The sequence below is a fragment of the Fictibacillus iocasae genome (assembly GCF_042665465.1).
Taxonomy (GTDB): domain Bacteria; phylum Bacillota; class Bacilli; order Bacillales; family Fictibacillaceae; genus Fictibacillus; species Fictibacillus iocasae.
Window position 1 is genome coordinate 1 of the sequence record NZ_JBHTCP010000008.1, and the last position, 17,354, is coordinate 17,354.

16 protein-coding genes, 1 tRNA gene, 1 rRNA gene, 1 other RNA gene and 1 other annotated feature are annotated in these 17,354 nt (G+C 46.8%); of the genes, 15 read left to right on the forward strand and 4 right to left on the reverse strand.

From position 1 onward, the window contains the following. Positions 1-241 precede the first annotated feature (241 nt). A 5S ribosomal RNA gene (gene rrf, locus ACFQPF_RS04060) occupies positions 242-357 on the forward strand. A gap of 840 nt (positions 358-1,197) precedes the next feature. Here the strand turns inward: rrf and ACFQPF_RS04065 are convergent. Next, positions 1,198-2,151 carry a YaaC family protein gene (locus ACFQPF_RS04065; RefSeq protein WP_379746828.1) on the reverse strand — a complete coding sequence of 318 codons (954 nt, stop codon included), beginning with the start codon at positions 2,149-2,151 and terminating at the stop codon, positions 1,198-1,200. Between the two features lie 124 nt (positions 2,152-2,275). On the opposite strand from ACFQPF_RS04065, the gene guaB reads away from it, so the two are divergent. From guaB to ACFQPF_RS04100, 7 genes are all read left to right on the forward strand, one after another. Beyond that, complete coding sequence (gene guaB, locus ACFQPF_RS04070) at positions 2,276-3,733, forward strand: IMP dehydrogenase (RefSeq protein ID WP_379746830.1); 1,458 nt, start codon at positions 2,276-2,278, stop codon at positions 3,731-3,733. 98 nt (positions 3,734-3,831) lie between these two features. Then, the gene (locus ACFQPF_RS04075; protein WP_379746832.1) at positions 3,832-5,172 is read left to right on the forward strand and encodes a serine hydrolase; all 1,341 of its coding nucleotides are present in this window, start codon (positions 3,832-3,834) and stop codon (positions 5,170-5,172) included. Positions 5,173-5,832: 660 nt separating this feature from the next. Beyond that, positions 5,833-6,717: a pyridoxal 5'-phosphate synthase lyase subunit PdxS gene (pdxS, locus tag ACFQPF_RS04080; protein ID WP_379746834.1), complete on the forward strand. Its 885-nt coding sequence runs from the start codon at positions 5,833-5,835 to the stop codon at positions 6,715-6,717. A gap of 1 nt (position 6,718) precedes the next feature. Then, positions 6,719-7,306, forward strand: a complete 588-nt coding sequence (pdxT, locus tag ACFQPF_RS04085) for a pyridoxal 5'-phosphate synthase glutaminase subunit PdxT (protein ID WP_379746836.1) — start codon at positions 6,719-6,721, stop codon at positions 7,304-7,306. Between the two features lie 38 nt (positions 7,307-7,344). Then, positions 7,345-7,572, forward strand: a binding site (T-box leader). 76 nt (positions 7,573-7,648) lie between these two features. Then, positions 7,649-8,923, forward strand: coding sequence for a serine--tRNA ligase (gene serS, locus ACFQPF_RS04090; protein WP_379746838.1), 1,275 nt, complete (start codon positions 7,649-7,651; stop codon positions 8,921-8,923). Between the two features lie 252 nt (positions 8,924-9,175). Then, positions 9,176-9,268 (forward strand) — tRNA-Ser (locus ACFQPF_RS04095). A 140-nt stretch (positions 9,269-9,408) separates the two neighbouring features. Beyond that, positions 9,409-9,780: a hypothetical protein gene (locus ACFQPF_RS04100; RefSeq protein WP_379746840.1), complete on the forward strand. Its 372-nt coding sequence runs from the start codon at positions 9,409-9,411 to the stop codon at positions 9,778-9,780. Between the two features lie 49 nt (positions 9,781-9,829). Here the strand turns inward: ACFQPF_RS04100 and ACFQPF_RS04105 are convergent, their stop codons facing one another. From ACFQPF_RS04105 to ACFQPF_RS04115, 3 genes are all read right to left on the reverse strand, one after another. Then, positions 9,830-10,498, reverse strand: a complete 669-nt coding sequence (locus tag ACFQPF_RS04105) for a deoxynucleoside kinase (RefSeq protein ID WP_379746842.1) — start codon at positions 10,496-10,498, stop codon at positions 9,830-9,832. After that, the gene (locus ACFQPF_RS04110; RefSeq protein ID WP_379746856.1) at positions 10,495-11,136 is read right to left on the reverse strand and encodes a deoxynucleoside kinase; all 642 of its coding nucleotides are present in this window, start codon (positions 11,134-11,136) and stop codon (positions 10,495-10,497) included. The genes ACFQPF_RS04105 and ACFQPF_RS04110 overlap by 4 nt, the downstream gene beginning before the upstream one ends. Positions 11,137-11,258: 122 nt before the next feature. Further along, the gene (locus ACFQPF_RS04115) at positions 11,259-11,864 is read right to left on the reverse strand and encodes a cysteine hydrolase family protein (protein ID WP_379746844.1); all 606 of its coding nucleotides are present in this window, start codon (positions 11,862-11,864) and stop codon (positions 11,259-11,261) included. A gap of 753 nt (positions 11,865-12,617) precedes the next feature. Here ACFQPF_RS04115 and tadA point away from each other — a divergent pair. The 7 genes from tadA to ACFQPF_RS04150 all read left to right on the forward strand — a co-directional run bounded on the left by tadA (position 12,618) and on the right by ACFQPF_RS04150 (position 16,865). Further along, a complete protein-coding gene (gene tadA / locus ACFQPF_RS04120; RefSeq protein ID WP_379746858.1) occupies positions 12,618-13,109 on the forward strand; it encodes a tRNA adenosine(34) deaminase TadA in 492 nt (163 codons plus the stop codon). An 81-nt stretch (positions 13,110-13,190) separates the two neighbouring features. Then, an RNA gene (gene ffs / locus ACFQPF_RS04125) (signal recognition particle sRNA large type) lies at positions 13,191-13,455 on the forward strand. A 167-nt stretch (positions 13,456-13,622) separates the two neighbouring features. After that, entirely contained in the window at positions 13,623-15,338 is a 1,716-nt protein-coding gene (gene dnaX / locus ACFQPF_RS04130) for a DNA polymerase III subunit gamma/tau (protein WP_379746846.1), read from the forward strand. A gap of 14 nt (positions 15,339-15,352) precedes the next feature. Next, entirely contained in the window at positions 15,353-15,676 is a 324-nt protein-coding gene (locus ACFQPF_RS04135) for a YbaB/EbfC family nucleoid-associated protein (RefSeq protein WP_379746848.1), read from the forward strand. Between the two features lie 13 nt (positions 15,677-15,689). Continuing rightward, the gene (recR, locus tag ACFQPF_RS04140) at positions 15,690-16,286 is read left to right on the forward strand and encodes a recombination mediator RecR (RefSeq protein WP_379746850.1); all 597 of its coding nucleotides are present in this window, start codon (positions 15,690-15,692) and stop codon (positions 16,284-16,286) included. 18 nt (positions 16,287-16,304) lie between these two features. After that, a complete protein-coding gene (locus ACFQPF_RS04145) occupies positions 16,305-16,529 on the forward strand; it encodes a YaaL family protein (protein ID WP_379746852.1) in 225 nt (74 codons plus the stop codon). 72 nt (positions 16,530-16,601) lie between these two features. After that, positions 16,602-16,865: a pro-sigmaK processing inhibitor BofA family protein gene (locus ACFQPF_RS04150; RefSeq protein WP_379746854.1), complete on the forward strand. Its 264-nt coding sequence runs from the start codon at positions 16,602-16,604 to the stop codon at positions 16,863-16,865. Positions 16,866-17,354: the final 489 nt, after the last annotated feature.

Genomic DNA, 17,354 nt, shown 5'->3' on the forward strand with positions numbered 1-17,354 from the left:
TGGAAGCGTGGCGACACGTGGAGCTGACAGATACTAATCGGTCGAGGGCTTATCCTTATAACGTTTGGAAACGTCGATATCTAGTTTTGAAAGAGCAATCTTTCACATAAAAAAGAGGTTTTTCAGAAGCAAGAAGATCGAGGAAGCAAAGTTCTGGAGGAACGGAGCGTATGTGTATACGTGAGTACCGGAAGAACGAAGCTGACGAAGAGATTCGCCGCTTATCAAAAACCGAAAATAGTCTGGTCATGATGGCGAAGAGGCCACACCCGTTCCCATACCGAACACGGAAGTTAAGCTCTTCAGCGCCGATGGTAGTTGGGGGGTTCCCCCTGTAAGAGTAGGACGTGGCCGGGCAAAGACAGAAGATCACCACTGCGGTGATCTTCTTTTTTTCGTATGGAAACAGGGAGAAAGAGCTACAAATAAATAAGGATGAAGATCACGAAAAACATGTGATCTTCGTGCATGTATGGGAACAAAGAAGAGTGTAGGTTATTCAACGTCCTGTTCCTGCGTCTACGAGCCTAGCCAAGGAAGTGAATTCCTCGTCACAAGCCAGCAAAGAAGCGTCTTCAAGCCGTAGGCTCCATACCGAACACGGAAGTTAAGCTCTTCAGCGCCGATGGCAGCTTTAGGGTTTTCCCCTGTAAGAGTAGGACGTGGCCGGGCAAAGACAGAAGATCACCAACTGCGGTGATCTTCTTTTTTTCGTATGGAAACAGGGAGAAAGAGCTACAAATAAATAAGGATGAAGATCACGAAAAACATGTGATCTTCGTGCATGTAGGGGAACAAAGAAGAGTGTAGGTTATTCAACGTCCTGTTCCTGCGTCTACAAGCCTAGCCGAGGACGTGGCCGGGCAAGACAGAAGATAACCAACTGCGGTTATCTTTTTTTTCGTATATAAAAAGGGTGAAAGAGCTGTGAAAAAGGAAGAAGATCACATAAAACGCGTGATTTTCTTAACGTCATAACTTACCACGCATAAGATTTATTATCGTGATCTTCTTCGATTACTTCATTGCAAAGTTGATCGTAATGAAAGGTGCCGACTCCTCGAAAATGAAAGGCACATTTTCTTCGTGCGATGTCTTGCTGCGCCACCTTCCGCCCAGCGGAAAGCGTGCACCTGTAACGGAGATCAACACTTCTTGAATTCTAAAAGAAAACATGTTTTAAAAAGAATCAAAAATTTACCTCGTATTCAAATAATCCGCCAGCAGCTTCGGAATTTTCTTAGCCGTGATGTCCAGAAAGTGCAAAATAATCGGCAGCTCTTTTGAGTTGTATGTATGAAAAAGATCGCTCCACCATTCTGTGTCGTAGCGGCAGATCATGCTCAGGTTATAGAGAATCAAATAATGAATCATGATTTCGTTCAACCGCGGCAAGCTGTATAAATCACGTTCAATCGGCATGTAGATGTCTCCGTTCAGTGAGCAGGAAAACGGATAAGAGCCAATCGGATTGCACTGATCGGGCAGAGAGATGATCATATGCTGTTCATTTTTTTCAACTAATGACAGCTGCCAGCCAGAGGCGCTGGCTAAAAACTCGAGCAGACGGCTGTCTGTCAGGTGAAGGAGGTCGGTGGCGACATACGGCACGGCGAGTTTCCGGTCATGTGCGGGAAGCTGAAGCATCGTTTCAGGCATGCCCATCGTTTTGAAGAAGAGCGAGATTTCAGGGATCAGACTGAGCAGGTTTTTCATCGTGATTTTATCGCCTTCGAGGTGTTTCACATGAAACATTTTTTCGCAAAAATGATTAAACAGGCCGGATTTTTGGATTCTGACCTCATCATATAAAAACTCGTAGTTACGCTTTTTGCGTTTTCGGGTCGTCACGCCATGAGCGAGAACGGTGCTGCTGTCGGGGTAGCTCGGGTCAACGGTAAGGAGGCAGGCTTTGATGAGCTGTGTCATGCCATAAAACAGGAGAACAGGGCGCAGTTCCGCAGGAGCATTAGAGCTGAGAGCATAATATTTCTTTCCATGCTCAATATAGTAGATGAAGGCATAGCAGTTCTCGAAGCTGAGCGAATCAGGCTGGTCATATTGATGTTTCTTGTATGAACGGGATAGATAGCTTTGTGTGCCGGAAGAGGATAGAAATGGAAGATAGGAATCCCAGCTGTGATCAATCATGATGATACCTGCTCTCTGAATTGATTTCTAAATATTTTGACATCATTTACACTCCTTGACAGTAGTGTAACCAGTTGTTAATCTACAAATAATATTTTTTAGGAAAAAAGGGGTGGATGTCTGCATGTGGGAGAATAAGTTCGCAAAAGAAGGGTTAACGTTTGATGATGTATTGCTCATTCCAGCTAAATCGTCGGTGCTTCCGAAAGATGTTTCTGTCAAAACGAAGCTGTCCGAAAATGTTCAGCTGAACATTCCGGTGATCAGTGCTGGTATGGATACAGTAACAGAAGCAGAGATGGCGATCGCGATGGCACGTCAAGGCGGTCTAGGAATCATTCATAAGAACATGTCGATTGAAGATCAGGCGGAGCAGGTGGACCGTGTGAAGCGCTCGGAGAGCGGCGTTATTACGGATCCATTTTATCTGCAACCCAACCACCAAGTGTTCGATGCTGAGCATCTGATGGGCAAGTACCGCATCAGCGGTGTGCCGATTGTGGACGAGGACAAGAAATTAGTCGGTATTATCACGAACCGTGATATGCGATTCATTCAGGATTATTCGATTCAGATTTCTGATGTTATGACAAAAGACAACCTCATCACCGCTTCTGTTGGAACGACGCTAAAAGAAGCAGAACTGATTTTGCAGAAGCATAAGATTGAGAAACTCCCTCTTGTAGATGATGAAGGCGTATTGCAAGGCCTGATCACCATTAAAGATATTGAAAAAGTCATCGAGTTCCCGAATTCGGCAAAAGACAAGCAAGGACGCCTTCTTGTTGGTGCTGCAGTCGGTGTAACGAAGGATGCTGCGACTCGCGTAGAGAAGCTCGTACAGTCAGGCGTGGACGCGATTGTCATCGATACAGCACACGGCCACTCAGAAGGTGTACTGCAGAAGGTAAAAGAGATTCGCGGCTTGTATCCTGACCTTACCATTATTGCTGGCAACGTGGCCACACCAGAAGCGACGCGTGACTTGATCAACGCCGGAGCAAGCGTCGTGAAGGTAGGAATCGGACCTGGATCCATCTGTACAACTCGTATTATTGCGGGAGTCGGTGTGCCGCAGGTTACGGCTGTATACGATTGTGCGACAGAAGCACGCAAGTACGGTATTCCTGTTATCGCGGATGGCGGCATCAAGTACTCTGGCGATATCGTGAAGGCGCTGGCGAGCGGCGGACATGCTGTTATGCTCGGAAGCCTTCTTGCCGGAGTATCGGAGAGCCCTGGCGACCGTGAAATCTATCAAGGACGCCAATTTAAGGTGTACCGCGGAATGGGATCGGTCGGTGCGATGGAACGCGGTTCGAGCGACCGTTATTTCCAGGAAAATAATAAAAAGCTTGTGCCAGAAGGAATCGAAGGGCGCGTGCCGTACAAAGGACCGCTTTCAGACACGCTTTATCAGCTAGTTGGCGGCATCCGTTCAGGTATGGGATATTGCGGAACGGAAACGATTGAAGATCTGCAAAACAACGCGCAGTTTGTCCGCATCACAGGCGCGGGACTTCGCGAAAGCCACCCGCACCAAGTGCAAATTACCAAAGAAGCGCCAAACTATTCGGTCTAAAGATTCATTTTTCAGACAGAGGATGATCCTCTGTCTATTTTTTTGCACTTTACTATGTTACAATAACCGAGTGTAAAATGGCCTTGGAGGTGCAGAAGTTGAACAGCAAGATGAGACAGCTATTAGTGCTGACACTTATTTTTTCATTCTTTACAGGAAGTCTGTTTGGTTTTCAATCAAAAGCAAGCGCCGCGCCGGCGTTAGATATTAAAGGGGAAGCCGCCATCTTAATTGACGGTGAAACCGGTAAGATTTTATTTGAAAAAGCAGCGGATAAAATGCTTCCGCCAGCTAGTATGACAAAAATGATGACAGAATATCTTGTGCTCGAAGCCATCAAGAAAAACAAGATTTCTTGGGATCAGAAAACAGGAATCTCTGAATACGCACATAAGATTTCACAAAACCGGGACCTTTCCAATGTTCCGCTTCGTGTAGACGATAAATATTCGGTAAAAGAGCTTTACCAGGCGATGGCGATCTATTCAGCCAACGGGGCAACCATCGCGCTTGCTGAGCTGATCGGCGGCTCAGAATCTGAATTTGTCTCAATGATGAACAAAAAAGGGAAACAGCTTGGTCTTAAGGATTTCCACTTTGTAAACAGCTCAGGACTGAACAATGAAGATCTTCAAGGCAACCACCCGGCTGGTGACGAGAATGAAGAGAACATGATGAGTGCCCGTTCCACGGCTATTCTTGCGTTCCACTTGATTAACGATTATCCAGAAGTGCTGGAGACAGCGAAGATTCCGAGAATGACTTTCCGTGAAGGAACCGACGATAAAATCAACATGGAAAACTGGAACTGGATGCTGCCTTCACTTGTATACGGATTTGAAGGAGTAGATGGCCTCAAGACAGGTTCAACAGATTCGGCTGGTTTCGCGTTCACGGGTACCGTGAAAAAAGGGGATACACGTCTTTTGTCCGTTGTGATGAAAACGAACAGCCACAAAGCCCGCTTTGACGAAACGGCTAAGCTGTTCAACTACGGTTTTGCAAATTTCACGAAAGAAAAAGTGCTTTCGAAAGGCTACAAGATCAAAGGAAGCAATACGATTCCTGTTGTAAAAGGCAAGGAAAGCGAAGTATCTGTCGCAGCGAAGGAAGATGTTTCTCTTGTCATCAAACGAGGTGAAAAGAAGAACTACAAGCCGAAGTTCGTGATCGATAAGAAAAAGCTGAACGAAGACGGCAAACTGACGGCTCCTGTGAAAAAAGGCGAAGTCGTCGGCCACATCCAAGTGGAGTATAAAGGTGAAGGCGAAGATTACGGCTACTTGATCAACGATGGAACAGGCAAAGGACAAGTTGATGTCGTCACGACACAATCCGTCGAAAAAGCAAACTGGTTCATCCTAGCCATGAGAGGCGTCGGAAGCTTCTTCGCAGACATCTGGTCAGGAACCGTTGATATGGTGAAGGGTCTGTTTTAATCTTAATATAATTTCTGTTGCAGGTGAGTTCTCATGCCGCTAGGCGCTATGATGAGAGCTCACCTTTTTTTTATTTTTGGCTCTTTTAGTAGAGATTGTTCTTTTAAAAAGTCTGATTGTGCAAACTTAGTGCTGTTGGATTCCCTTTGTGTAGTTCTACCATTTTGTTTTCAACACTTCCTAAGGACTGCTTGGAAGTCTTTATTATTGAACTGCTTTGAATACTTCATTGATAAAGTTGATCGTAGTGAAAGGTGCCGACTCCTTCGGGACGAGTGGTCAGGTGAGACCATTTAAAGGCGCGCAGCGACAAATGGGCTCACCGTGTCCAGCAGAAAACGGCTAGCCCCTCGAGGTCAAATGAGAAAGTGCCCAATAAGTCAAAGAGCGACTTACCGGTCCCTTTCTCATTTGCTTATCGGGGCTGGACGAGCCGTTTCTGCTTTTCTGCTCACCCCGCGGAAAGCGTGCGCCTGTAAAGGAGATCAACTACTTCTTAGTAAAAGTTAATTCAACGACTCTTCAACATTATGATGCTGAAGAGTTTTTATTTTCTAAATCCTTTAAATACGATAAAATAGAGGGTGCTAGTGGTTTTATATTAAAACTGCCACAATAACGACTCGCTTTAGAGACGAGATTAAATAGGGGGTATTTTGGATGTTGAAGACTGGTACTGAACGTGTAAAACGCGGCATGGCTGAAATGCAAAAAGGCGGCGTCATCATGGACGTGATTAACGCCGAGCAAGCAAAAATCGCAGAAGCAGCTGGCGCTGTTGCTGTTATGGCACTTGAGCGCGTGCCGGCAGATATCCGTGCTGCAGGCGGCGTATCGCGTATGGCTGATCCAACAATCGTTGAAGACGTGATGAACGCGGTTTCGATTCCGGTAATGGCGAAAGCACGCATCGGGCATATTGTTGAAGCGCGTATCTTAGAAGCAATGGGCGTTGATTACATCGATGAAAGTGAAGTATTAACTCCTGCAGACGAAGTATTCCATTTAAATAAGCGTGACTATACGGTGCCGTTCGTGTGCGGCGCACGTGACCTTGGCGAAGCGGCTCGCCGCATCGGTGAAGGCGCGTCCATGATCCGTACAAAAGGCGAGCCTGGAACAGGGAATATCGTAGAAGCGGTTCGTCACATGCGCATGATTCAGGCACAGATCCGCCAGGTGATCGCAATGAGCGAGGACGAGCTCATGACAGAAGCGAAGAACCTTGGTGCGCCTTACGAGATCCTGCTTGCGATCAAAAAAGAAGGCAAGTTCCCTGTAGTTAACTTTGCAGCGGGCGGAGTGGCTTCACCAGCAGATGCCGCACTCATGATGCACCTTGGTGCTGACGGCGTCTTCGTTGGCTCAGGTATCTTTAAATCGGAAAATCCGGAGAAATTTGCGCGTGCGATCGTGGAAGCTACGACGCATTACCAGGATTTCAAGCTGATCGCAGAGCTTTCTAAAGGCCTTGGCACTCCGATGAAAGGGATTGAGATCTCGTCTATCCTTCCAAACGAGCGCATGCAGGAACGCGGCTGGTAAGATGGTGAAAATCGGAGTATTAGGACTGCAGGGCGCGGTGCGTGAGCATGCTGCCGCACTTGAAGCTTCTGGTGCAGAAGCCGTTATCGTCAAAAAGGTTGAACAGCTCGAAGGCTTAGACGGCCTTGTCATGCCTGGGGGCGAAAGCACTGCCATGAGACGCCTGATCGACAAATACGCTTTTTTACAGCCGTTAAAAGACTTTGCAGCTGAGAAGCCAGTCTTCGGAACGTGTGCGGGTTTGATTTTAATGGCAAAAAATATTGCGGGACAAGATTCGGCTCATTTGGAACTGATCGACATGACGGTTGAGCGCAATGCGTTTGGCCGCCAGGTGGACAGCTTTGAGGCAGACTTGATGATCCACCATGTCGGCGAGGATTTCACCGGTGTCTTTATCCGTGCTCCATACATCATGGAGGTTGGACCTGAGGTTGAGATTCTTTCCAAGCATAACGACCGCATTGTAGCGGCTCAGCAAGGGCATTTCTTATGTGCGGCTTTTCACCCGGAACTGACGGACGATTACCGCATGCACGCGTATTTCGTCAAGATGGCGAAAGAAAAAAAGAAAGAAACGGTTGCATAATTGCGGCATATGCTGTAAATTACTATACAAACTTATATTTAAAATCAGTGACAGGAACTAGTAGCAGAACCCCTTTGTTAAAGAGAGCCGGTGGAAGGTGCGAACCGGCCAAAGGATTTGTGAATCCATCCTGGAGTGAAAAGCCGAACGATACAGTAAGCTTTTCCGGTTATAGAGACCGTTATCTCATGAACAAAGCGGCAGCTGTGCATTTCATTGCACGACTGCAATTAGGGTGGCAACGCGGGTTAACTCTCGTCCCTTACTCAAAGGTTATTTGGGTAAGAGACGGGAGTTTTTTATTTGTCATATGTCACTGATTATTTTAAGGAGGAAAAGTACATGCTGGATTTAAAATTTGTACGTGCTAATTTTGAGGATGTAAAAAGAAGCTTGAGCAAGCGCGGTGAGGACTTAAGCGGGCTGGACCGTTTCGAGGAGCTGGATCACCGCCGCCGTGAACTGATTGGAGAAACAGAAACACTCAAGTCTAAGCGCAACGAAGTGTCTAAGCAGGTTGCCGAGTTCAAGCGCGAGAAAAAGGATGCTGACGCACTGATTCTTGAAATGCGAGAAGTGGGCGATAAAATCAAAGTGATCGATGAAGAGCTTCGCCAAGTTGAGGAAGACCTGAACGGGATCATGCTTACCCTGCCTAACATCCCGCATGAAAGCGTGCCAGTCGGGGAAACAGAGGATGACAACGTGCCCGTCCGCCACTGGGGAGACGTTCCGGAATTTGGTTTCGAGCCGAAAGCACATTGGGATATCGCGACAGACCTCGATATCGTCGATTTTGAGCGCGGAGCCAAGGTAACGGGCAGCCGTTTTGCTTTCTTAAAAGGAGCAGGAGCAAGACTTGAGCGCGCATTGATTAACTTTATGATGGATTATCACGAGGATCAGCATGGCTATACAGAAATTTTACCGCCTTACTTGGTAAACCGCACGAGCATGACAGGAACCGGTCAGCTTCCGAAATTTGAGGAAGATGCGTTCAAGATTCGCGAAGACGATTATTTCCTCGTGCCGACTTCTGAAGTGCCGGTCACGAACTATCACCGCGAAGAAATTTTGGAAGCGGAGCAGCTGCCGATCGGATATGTGGCATACAGCGCGTGCTTCCGTTCTGAAGCGGGTTCTGCCGGACGTGACACACGCGGACTCATTCGTCAGCACCAGTTCAATAAAGTAGAGCTTGTTCGTTTCGTAAAGCCTGAGGATTCTTATAACGAGCTAGAGAAGCTGACAGGTCACGCTGAGAAGATTCTTCAGCTTCTGAAGCTTCCATACCGCGTGCTGAGCATGTGTACGGCGGATCTTGGGTTTACAGCTGCGAAAAAGTACGACATCGAAGTGTGGCTGCCTAGCTATAACACGTACCGTGAAATCTCTTCTTGCTCAAACTTCGAGGCGTTTCAGGCACGACGCGCACAAATCCGTTTCCGTCCGGAGCCAAAGGCAAAGCCAGAGCTTGTACACACACTAAACGGATCAGGCTTAGCGATCGGAAGAACCGTTGCTGCGATATTAGAAAACTACCAGCAGGAAGACGGAACCGTTGTGATTCCGGAAGTATTGCGCCCGTATATGGGGAACAAAGAACGACTTCAATAAACAGCTGATGGATGAAAAGCGGAGAGATGTCTCCGCTTTTCAATTTTTTCGGATGTGTATTTTTAGGTTGGCGCGCATTCTGTTAAAATTCTATTGGCGTGCAGCCATACAAATAATCTATAAAACGGCGCGTATATTGCAAATGACAGTAGACTTACTTAATCTAATTTTAAACTTTTCTAAAAAAACTTCTTCAAAACGGTTGACGTATGGCTTCATACCATGATATTATATTTCTTGTCAGTCACACACGGAGGTATACCCAAGTCCGGCTGAAGGGATCGGTCTTGAAAACCGACAGGGGCTTAACGGCTCGCGGGGGTTCGAATCCCTCTACCTCCTCCATTACATAATTTCAACCGCCTCTAACCGGGCGGTTTTTTGATGCCTAAAAATAGGGGGTCCGGTACTCATGCGCGCTACAAGTGCTATAACAGGGCATAAGGAGTATCAGTACCGGACCCCGGCTAGTAAGGAGTAGAACGATGGACTTTTTATGGATAGTTTATCTGGGATTTCTGGCGACCTCTGTAATTGCCTTTTTAATTCAAGGAAAGTACAATACGATTCGAACAAAAGCGGATTTTCTCGTTTCAGTCATTACATGGGTCGGATTATTCGGTTATGTGACGGAAACGCCGTTCTTAACGCCTCTCGTCTGGAAAGCTGTTTTCGTCTTCGCGATATTATGGGACATCACATTTACGTTCATATTTGGCGATTACGAGTATGGATATGCCGAGAAAGGGAAATCCAAACCATACGGCCGTAAAGAAATGCTTCCGCTATGGTCCAAGCTGTTTGGAATAAGCTTGATCTTGCCGCTGTACTATGGTCTTTATCAATATGCTTTTTAAAAAGAAGACAGCCGCTCATGATTCAATCAAGAGCGGCTGTCTTTTCCATTTATAATCTCACTTCACGTTTAAGCTGGATCTTCTGACCGATTTTCTCAAGGATGCGTTCGATCGATTCAGGATCGTTGATTAAGTCGTAATCGTTAATGTTAATGCGAAGGACCGGGCACATCTGGAAATTGGAAATCCAGTGCTCATATCGTTCGTACATTTCCTCCCAATACTCACGCGGTGTTTCTTGTTCCATCTGGCGTCCGCGCTTCTTAATGCGCTCGAGGATATCGTCTAGTGAACCTTCTAAGTGGATCAATACATCCGGATGCGGGAAGTATGGTGTCATGACCATCGCATCAAACAACCGCGTGTATGTATCATAGTCCACTTCGGACATGGTCCCTTTGTCATAATGCATACGTGCAAATATGCCGGTATCTTCATAGATCGATCGGTCCTGAACGAAGCCGCCGCCATACTCGAACATCTTCTTCTGCTCTTTAAAGCGTTCAGCCAAAAAGAAGATTTGAAGGTGAAAGCTCCAGCGAGAAAAATCTTTGTAGAATTTATCAAGGTATGGATTGTTGTCGACCTTCTCCATTGATGTGCGGAAGCGGAGGGCTTTAGCGAGAGCGTTCGTTAACGTCGACTTTCCGGCTCCGACCATGCCGGCGATCGTAATCACGGAGTCGGCAGGAATGTTATGCTTTTCGTAATTCATCATCTTGCCAGTTCTCCTTTTTTCAATACTGCTTCTATTTGAGCGAAGATTTTCTCTTTATCACATTCGTTCGCGACGAAATCCAGCTCGTCACCGTTAAACGTCAGCACAGGGATTTCTGGGTGTTCCTTCTGAAATGCTGTCATGAACACATCGTAATCAAGAGAGAGCTGCTTTAAGTATTCCGGATCCATATTTTGCTCCACTAAACGGCCGCGCTGTTTCACACGTTTGAGCAACGTTTCGATGCTCGCATTCAAGTAAATGATCATGTTCGGTACAGGCATGTCTTTCGTCAGGATGTCGAAGATCTGCATGTATTTGTCATAATGCTCATCTTTTAACGACATGCTGGCAAAAATCCGGTTTTTAAATATATGATAATCCGCCACAACGGGAATCTGCTTGTTCAAGTAATTGTTTTGGATGTCTTCGAGCTGCTTGTAGCGGTTGCAGAGAAAGAACATCTCTGTCTGGAAGCTCCATTCCTCGATGTTGTCGTAGAACTTGCCGAGAAAAGGATTTTCTTCCACGATCTCTTTTAAAAGTTCATACTGATAATATTCCGAGACCGCCTTGGCTAATGAGGTTTTGCCGACCCCGATAGGACCTTCAACCGCAATAAAGGGGGTTGAGTTCATCATGCGTTTCCTCCCTTTCCTATTCCAAAAGAAAAATTACAGACAAAGAATATTGTAGCACATGTACAGGGAGGGAAACAGAGATACCGAGAAAATTAAAGGGAAGTAATTGGAAAACATCTTTAGAAGATGGTGCTTTTTTTTCGATTCTTTGTTTCCTCTATTATATGCAGTAAATCCATGTCGCCACTCGCACTCGTATCCGCCTTTAGCGTATTGGCCATAAGAAGAAGCGCACGTTCATTATCTTCCTTTATGTTAGACGCAAGACAGTCTGAAGGAACATGCAGGGTGAAGCCGCGCATGTACGCATCATTCGCTGTGAACAGCACGCAGATGTTTCCAGCCACGCCTGTCAGGATCAGCGTATGAACATTCAGGTCGTTAAGCAAGGAGGAAAGTGGAGTAGAAAAGAAACCCGAGTGCTTCGGCTTGATGATGAAATAATCATCAGTTTCCGGAACAATGGGCCCCACAACGTCCTTCCCTTTTCCTCCGCAGCAATAATCCACAAGCTTCTGCCTATCCGACTGCCACCTGCCGAAATTGTCGTTCACATAGATCACAGGCATGTCAACCGCCTTCGCCTGCTCCTTCAGCCGGGCAATACTCCCAGCCACAGCCTCCATATGTGCCAAAAGCAAATCGCTCTCCTCAAAATCATAATCATTGATCATGTCAATAATAAGCAAAGCAACAGGCACCCCATCCCGAACCGTCATTTCCATAAAAGTTCCCCCCTTTGTTAATGCTGTTTGAATTCTTAGAAGAAGTTGCTCTCCGTTACAGGTGCACGCTTTCCGCGGGGCGGGCAGAAAAGCAGGAACGGCTCGTTCAGCCCCGACAAGCAAAAGAGCAAGAGGCCGGTAAGTCGTTCTTTGACTTATTGGACTCTTGAACTTTTGACCTCGAGGGGCTAGCCGTTTCTGCTGGACATGGTGAGCCGCTTCGCTAGCCAAGCGCCATTGAAGGGTCTCACCTGTCTCACTCATCCCGCTGGAGTCGGCACCTTTCACTGCGATCAACTTTTTCAATGAAGCATTCAAAGTTGATCAAGACAAAAGAGCTAATAAAAGCAATCCTTAAAGTGGTTTTTAATCCTGATTTTTTACACATAGAATATCGAGCGAAACTATGTTTGCAAAGCAGAAGAATAGGCTTAAAAAAGACTTCAATGAAAGTTGATTGGAGAGTAAGGCGCGGACTCCTCGAAAAAGAACTTCACTTTTTCTTCGTGCGATGTTTTGCTGCCGTAGCCTTCCTTGTCCTGCGGGACAAGCGGGCAGGTGAGACCCTTAAAGGTGCAAAGCGCCTAAGGGGCTCACCGGCTGCCCCGCGGAAAGCGTGCGCCTGAAACGGAAATCAACCGCTTCTTCGATTTCTTTTTAAATATTGATACACTTTTTCCTCTCTTTATTATTAGCCAAACCTTTTGTATAATCACATCAATTCATTAATTCAAACGAGGAGTCAGAATGGACGTGCAATCAGAGCAGGATATTTTTTATATGAAATTGGCGATTGAACAGGCGCTTGAGGCGAAAAAGATCGGTGAAGTACCGATCGGAGCGGTGATTGTAAAGGACGGCGAAGTCATTGCTGCTGCCCACAACTTAAGAGAAAGCGAAAATCGCGCGGTTGCTCACGCGGAACTGCTGGCGATCGATGAGGCGTGCCAAAAGGTTGATGCCTGGAGGCTGGAGGGCGCTACGCTGTATGTCACGCTAGAACCTTGCGCGATGTGTGCCGGAGCGAGCGTGCTTGCTCGTGTGGAGCGGGTCGTGTTTGGTGCTCCCGATCCAAAAGGCGGCTGTGCCGGTACATTGATGAACTTGCTGCAGGATGAGCGCTTCAACCATCAGTGCGAGGTGACGGATGGCGTGATGAGCGAAGAGTGCGGCATGCTGCTGACTGAATTTTTCAGAGAACTGAGGCAGAGGAAAAAGAAGAAAAAGGAAAGCGCGCCAGAGTGAGTATGGTTGATTTTTACGCCGTGCCATAGTATACTAAATCTTGCACATCACAGCATGTGCCTAAACTTGTTATACACTTTGTCGTGCTAGGCGGGGAGGTAGCGGTGCCCTGTACTCGCAATCCGCTGTAGCGAGGCTGAATTCCTCTTTTCGGTTAGTCCAGCGTATAGTCTGGCGAAAGTAAGTGGTGTTGACGTCTGGGTCCTGCGCAATGGAGACCCATGAACCCTGTCAGGTCCGGAAGGAAGCAGCAGTAAGTGGCCACCTCTGTGTGCCGCGGGACAGCCTGGGCTGAGCTAACTGCTTTCGTACGTGTAGGTTGGCTATTCCAACGAGAGGTGCACGGCATTATATATAAAATAAACATCAACTCATCTCGTTTGCGGGATGGGTTTTTTGTTACACTATAGGAAAGTAAAGATGATGACTCGACGTGGCAAAAAGCTAACGTCTATTGAATAAGTTTTCTTTATAATAAAAAGTAGCATGCTAAAGAAAAAAGGAGGAGCCCAAGTGAGTTATCAGGCGCTCTACCGTGTCTGGCGTCCTCAAGCCTTTGAAGACGTCGTCGGGCAGGAACATATCACGAAAACGATACAAAACGCACTTATGCAGGATAAGCTGTCTCATGCCTATCTTTTCTCCGGACCTCGAGGAACGGGAAAAACGAGTGCCGCGAAAATTATTGCAAAAGCAGCGAACTGCGAAAAGGCGCCAACTCCCGAGCCGTGCAACGAATGTGATTCGTGCATTGGGATCACGAACGGAAGCATCCAGGACGTGCTGGAGATCGATGCGGCATCCAACACCGGTGTAGATGATATCCGGGACATCCGCGATAAAGTGAAGTTCGCTCCATCATCCGTCAAATACAAGGTGTACATCATCGATGAAGTGCACATGCTCTCAACAGGAGCCTTTAACGCCCTTTTAAAAACATTAGAAGAGCCGCCAAGCCATGTCATTTTTATATTGGCCACAACAGAGCCTCATAAAATTCCTGCCACCATTGTGTCCCGGTGTCAGCGTTTTGATTTTAAACGCATCTCATCACAGACGATTATCGGCAGGATGAAACGGATCATGGACAACACAGGAACAGTGGTAGAAGACGAAGCGTTTATGCTGCTTGCCCGTGCGGCAGAAGGCGGGATGCGTGATGCACTCAGCCTGCTTGATCAGGCGATCTCGTTCAGCGATGAAACGGTCACGGTCAACGACGTTCTCGCAGTAACGGGAACGGCCTCGCAGCAGCATCTTGCCCGGATCGCACACTCATTTTATGAAAAAGATGTCTCGACCGCATTGCAAACATCAGGCGAACTGTTGCATGAAGGAAAGGATCCGGTCCGGTTGATCGGCGACTTGATCTATTATTTCCGCGACCTGCTGCTTTACAAAACAGCGCCGATGCTTGAAGAGTTGCTCGAACGCGTGAAGACCGACGACAGCTTTGCAGAATTCTCGGCAAAAGCGGATGCGGACTGGATCTATTCGGTCATCAGCGAGCTGAATCAGGCTCAGCAGGATATGAAATGGACGAATCATCCAAAAATCTTTTTAGAAACGACGATGATCCGCATCTGCCATGTGGAGAAAGCAGCGGCTTCGCCTAACAGTCAAGAAACGATAACAGGTGATGCTGGCCAGCTTTTGCAGCGCATCGAACAGCTGGAAAAAGAGCTGCAGCAGCTGAAGAAAAACGGCATCGCGCCAAGTGAAACACAGACTGCAGGTCAGCCGCAAACGGCAGAAAGGCGTTCTTTTAAAGGAAAAGCCTCTGGCATTTCAAACTCGCAGATCAAGGAGATGCTCAAGAAAGCATCGAAACAAAATCTCATGCAGCTGAAGAGCGGCTGGGGTGATATCTTAGAAAAAGTAAAAGTTGAAAAAGTGAGCGCTTATGCCCTTTTGTCAGGTGCAGAGCCGGCCGCTTGTTCCGATCAGCAGTTCCTATTATCCTTTAAACACGAAATCCACAGTCAAATGGCATCAGCCGACAATATTCGAAGCTGTGTTGAAAGCGCTGTTTATAGTACAATAGGGAAGTCCCTGTCTATGATGACGATTTTGCATCCAGACTGGGAAAAGATCAAACAAGAATTCATTCAAGAACAGCAGGGACAGTCTCCGGAAAGCGAGAAAAAGAAGCAGGAAGAAAGCGACCCGCTGATTACAGAAGCACTCAAGCTTGTCGGAGACGATCTTATAGAATTTGAAGAAGAATAAGGAGGACGATACGTATGATGCGTGGCGGAGGAAACATGAATAACATGATGAAACAAATGCAGAAGATGCAAAAGGATATGGCTAAGGCTCAAGAGGAGCTGAAAGAAAAGAGAGTAGAAGGCACAGCTGGCGGCGGCATGGTTACGGTCATCACGAACGGCCACAAAGAAATTCTTGAAGTGAACATTAAAGAAGAAGTGGTCGATCCCGACGATGTAGAAATGCTGCAGGATCTTGTGCTTGCTGCAACGAACGACGCACTGAAAAAAGTCGATGAGCTCGTGAACCAGGATATGGGCAAATTCACAAAAGGATTGAACATCCCGGGCTTATTCTAGGAGGCAGCCTGTCATGCATTACCCTGAACCCATTACAAAGCTGATTGAAAGCTTTATGAAACTGCCGGGCATTGGACCGAAAACAGCGGTCCGTCTGGCATTTTTCGTATTAGAGATGAAAGAAGGAGACGTTCTCGATTTCGGACGTGCCCTTGTGAATGCAAAAAGACAGCTGATCTATTGCTCCACATGCTTTCATATAACAGACAAAGATCCGTGCATGATCTGTGACGACTCCAGCCGTGACCGCACGACCCTTTGCGTTGTTCATGATTCAAAGGACGTGATCGCGATGGAAAAGATGAAGGATTATCGCGGGCAGTACCACGTCCTTCACGGCGCGATCTCTCCTATGGAAGGAATCGGACCCGAGGATATCAAGATTGCGGAATTGCTGACGCGGCTTCAGGATGATACGATTCAGGAAATTATACTGGCGACGGACCCGAACATTGAGGGAGAAGCGACTGCTATGTATATTGCCCGTCTGCTTAAGCCGACTGGCATTAAAATCACCCGTATCGCTCACGGACTTCCTGTTGGAGGCGATCTGGAGTATGCGGACGAAGTAACCCTTTCCAAGGCGATGGAAGGCAGACGAGAAATTTAGCATAAAGGGGACACCGCCATGTTTTTTTCCCGCAAAGGGCGACTAAAGAAGTCTGGCGATGAAAGCCTTCTTCAGTCTTTGGAGCTTTTACGAGCGGAATGGATGAAGCAAAAAGAGATCGTGGATCGCAGCCTCGAGCCGTCCGGCCATGTGCTAATGCAGCTCCATCTCGCAGAAGCGAAATACTTTTATCTATTAAAAGAAGCGAAAAAACGCAAAGTCTCAACCAGCCCGATGAAATAAGGGCTGGTCTTTTTTTGGGACAGCCTCCATACAGTATACATATAGAAACGAAACTGTAAGGAGGCTTTAATAATGGAACCTCTTGTCGTAGTAAGCATACTAGTGGGTCTGATTGTCCTGCTGCTCATGATAGGTGCACCGGTTCAGCCGCTGCGCTGGCTCGGCATGGCGGTGACGAGGCTGTGCATCGGGGCGCTGTTGCTGTTTTTCTTGAATGCCTTTGGAGCGTCTGCTGATCTGCATATTCCGATTAACGGAACGACAGCGGCTGTCACGGCTATACTCGGCCTGCCGGGACTTGCGTCGCTCGCCGCTATCCATTACTTTGTTTTATAAAGACTAGTCGAATAAGAGAACGGCAGCACCAGCTTGCATCTTGCTAGCTGGTGCTGCCGTCTTTTATTTTGTTTAATGTTTTAACAGGGAAGAAATTTGGCGCATTCAAAAAGTTAACAAACCAAGTATAAGGTCATCTAGGGGTGACAAAAGGCTTGGCGTCAGCCCTAGTTTTCTTTACATCGGACTTTTATCATTTCATTATCATAACGGCTGATTTGTGAGTGTGGGACTTGGGGAGAAACCAAGGTGTAATCAGGCTTTCGGCAAGTTTTTCATTTTCTTTAAAAATATTTCAAAATAAGGTTTGACACTAACTATCAGTCTGTGATAATCTAATTAAGTCGCCAAGACAAGCGGCAAACAAAACGAAACAACGAGTCAAAAAAGTTCTTTGAAAACTGAACAAAAGCATAGGTAAGGAATTAAATTAATTCCGTCAGTTTTAAACAAGCAAGAGACAGATTAAACACTTTATTGGAGAGTTTG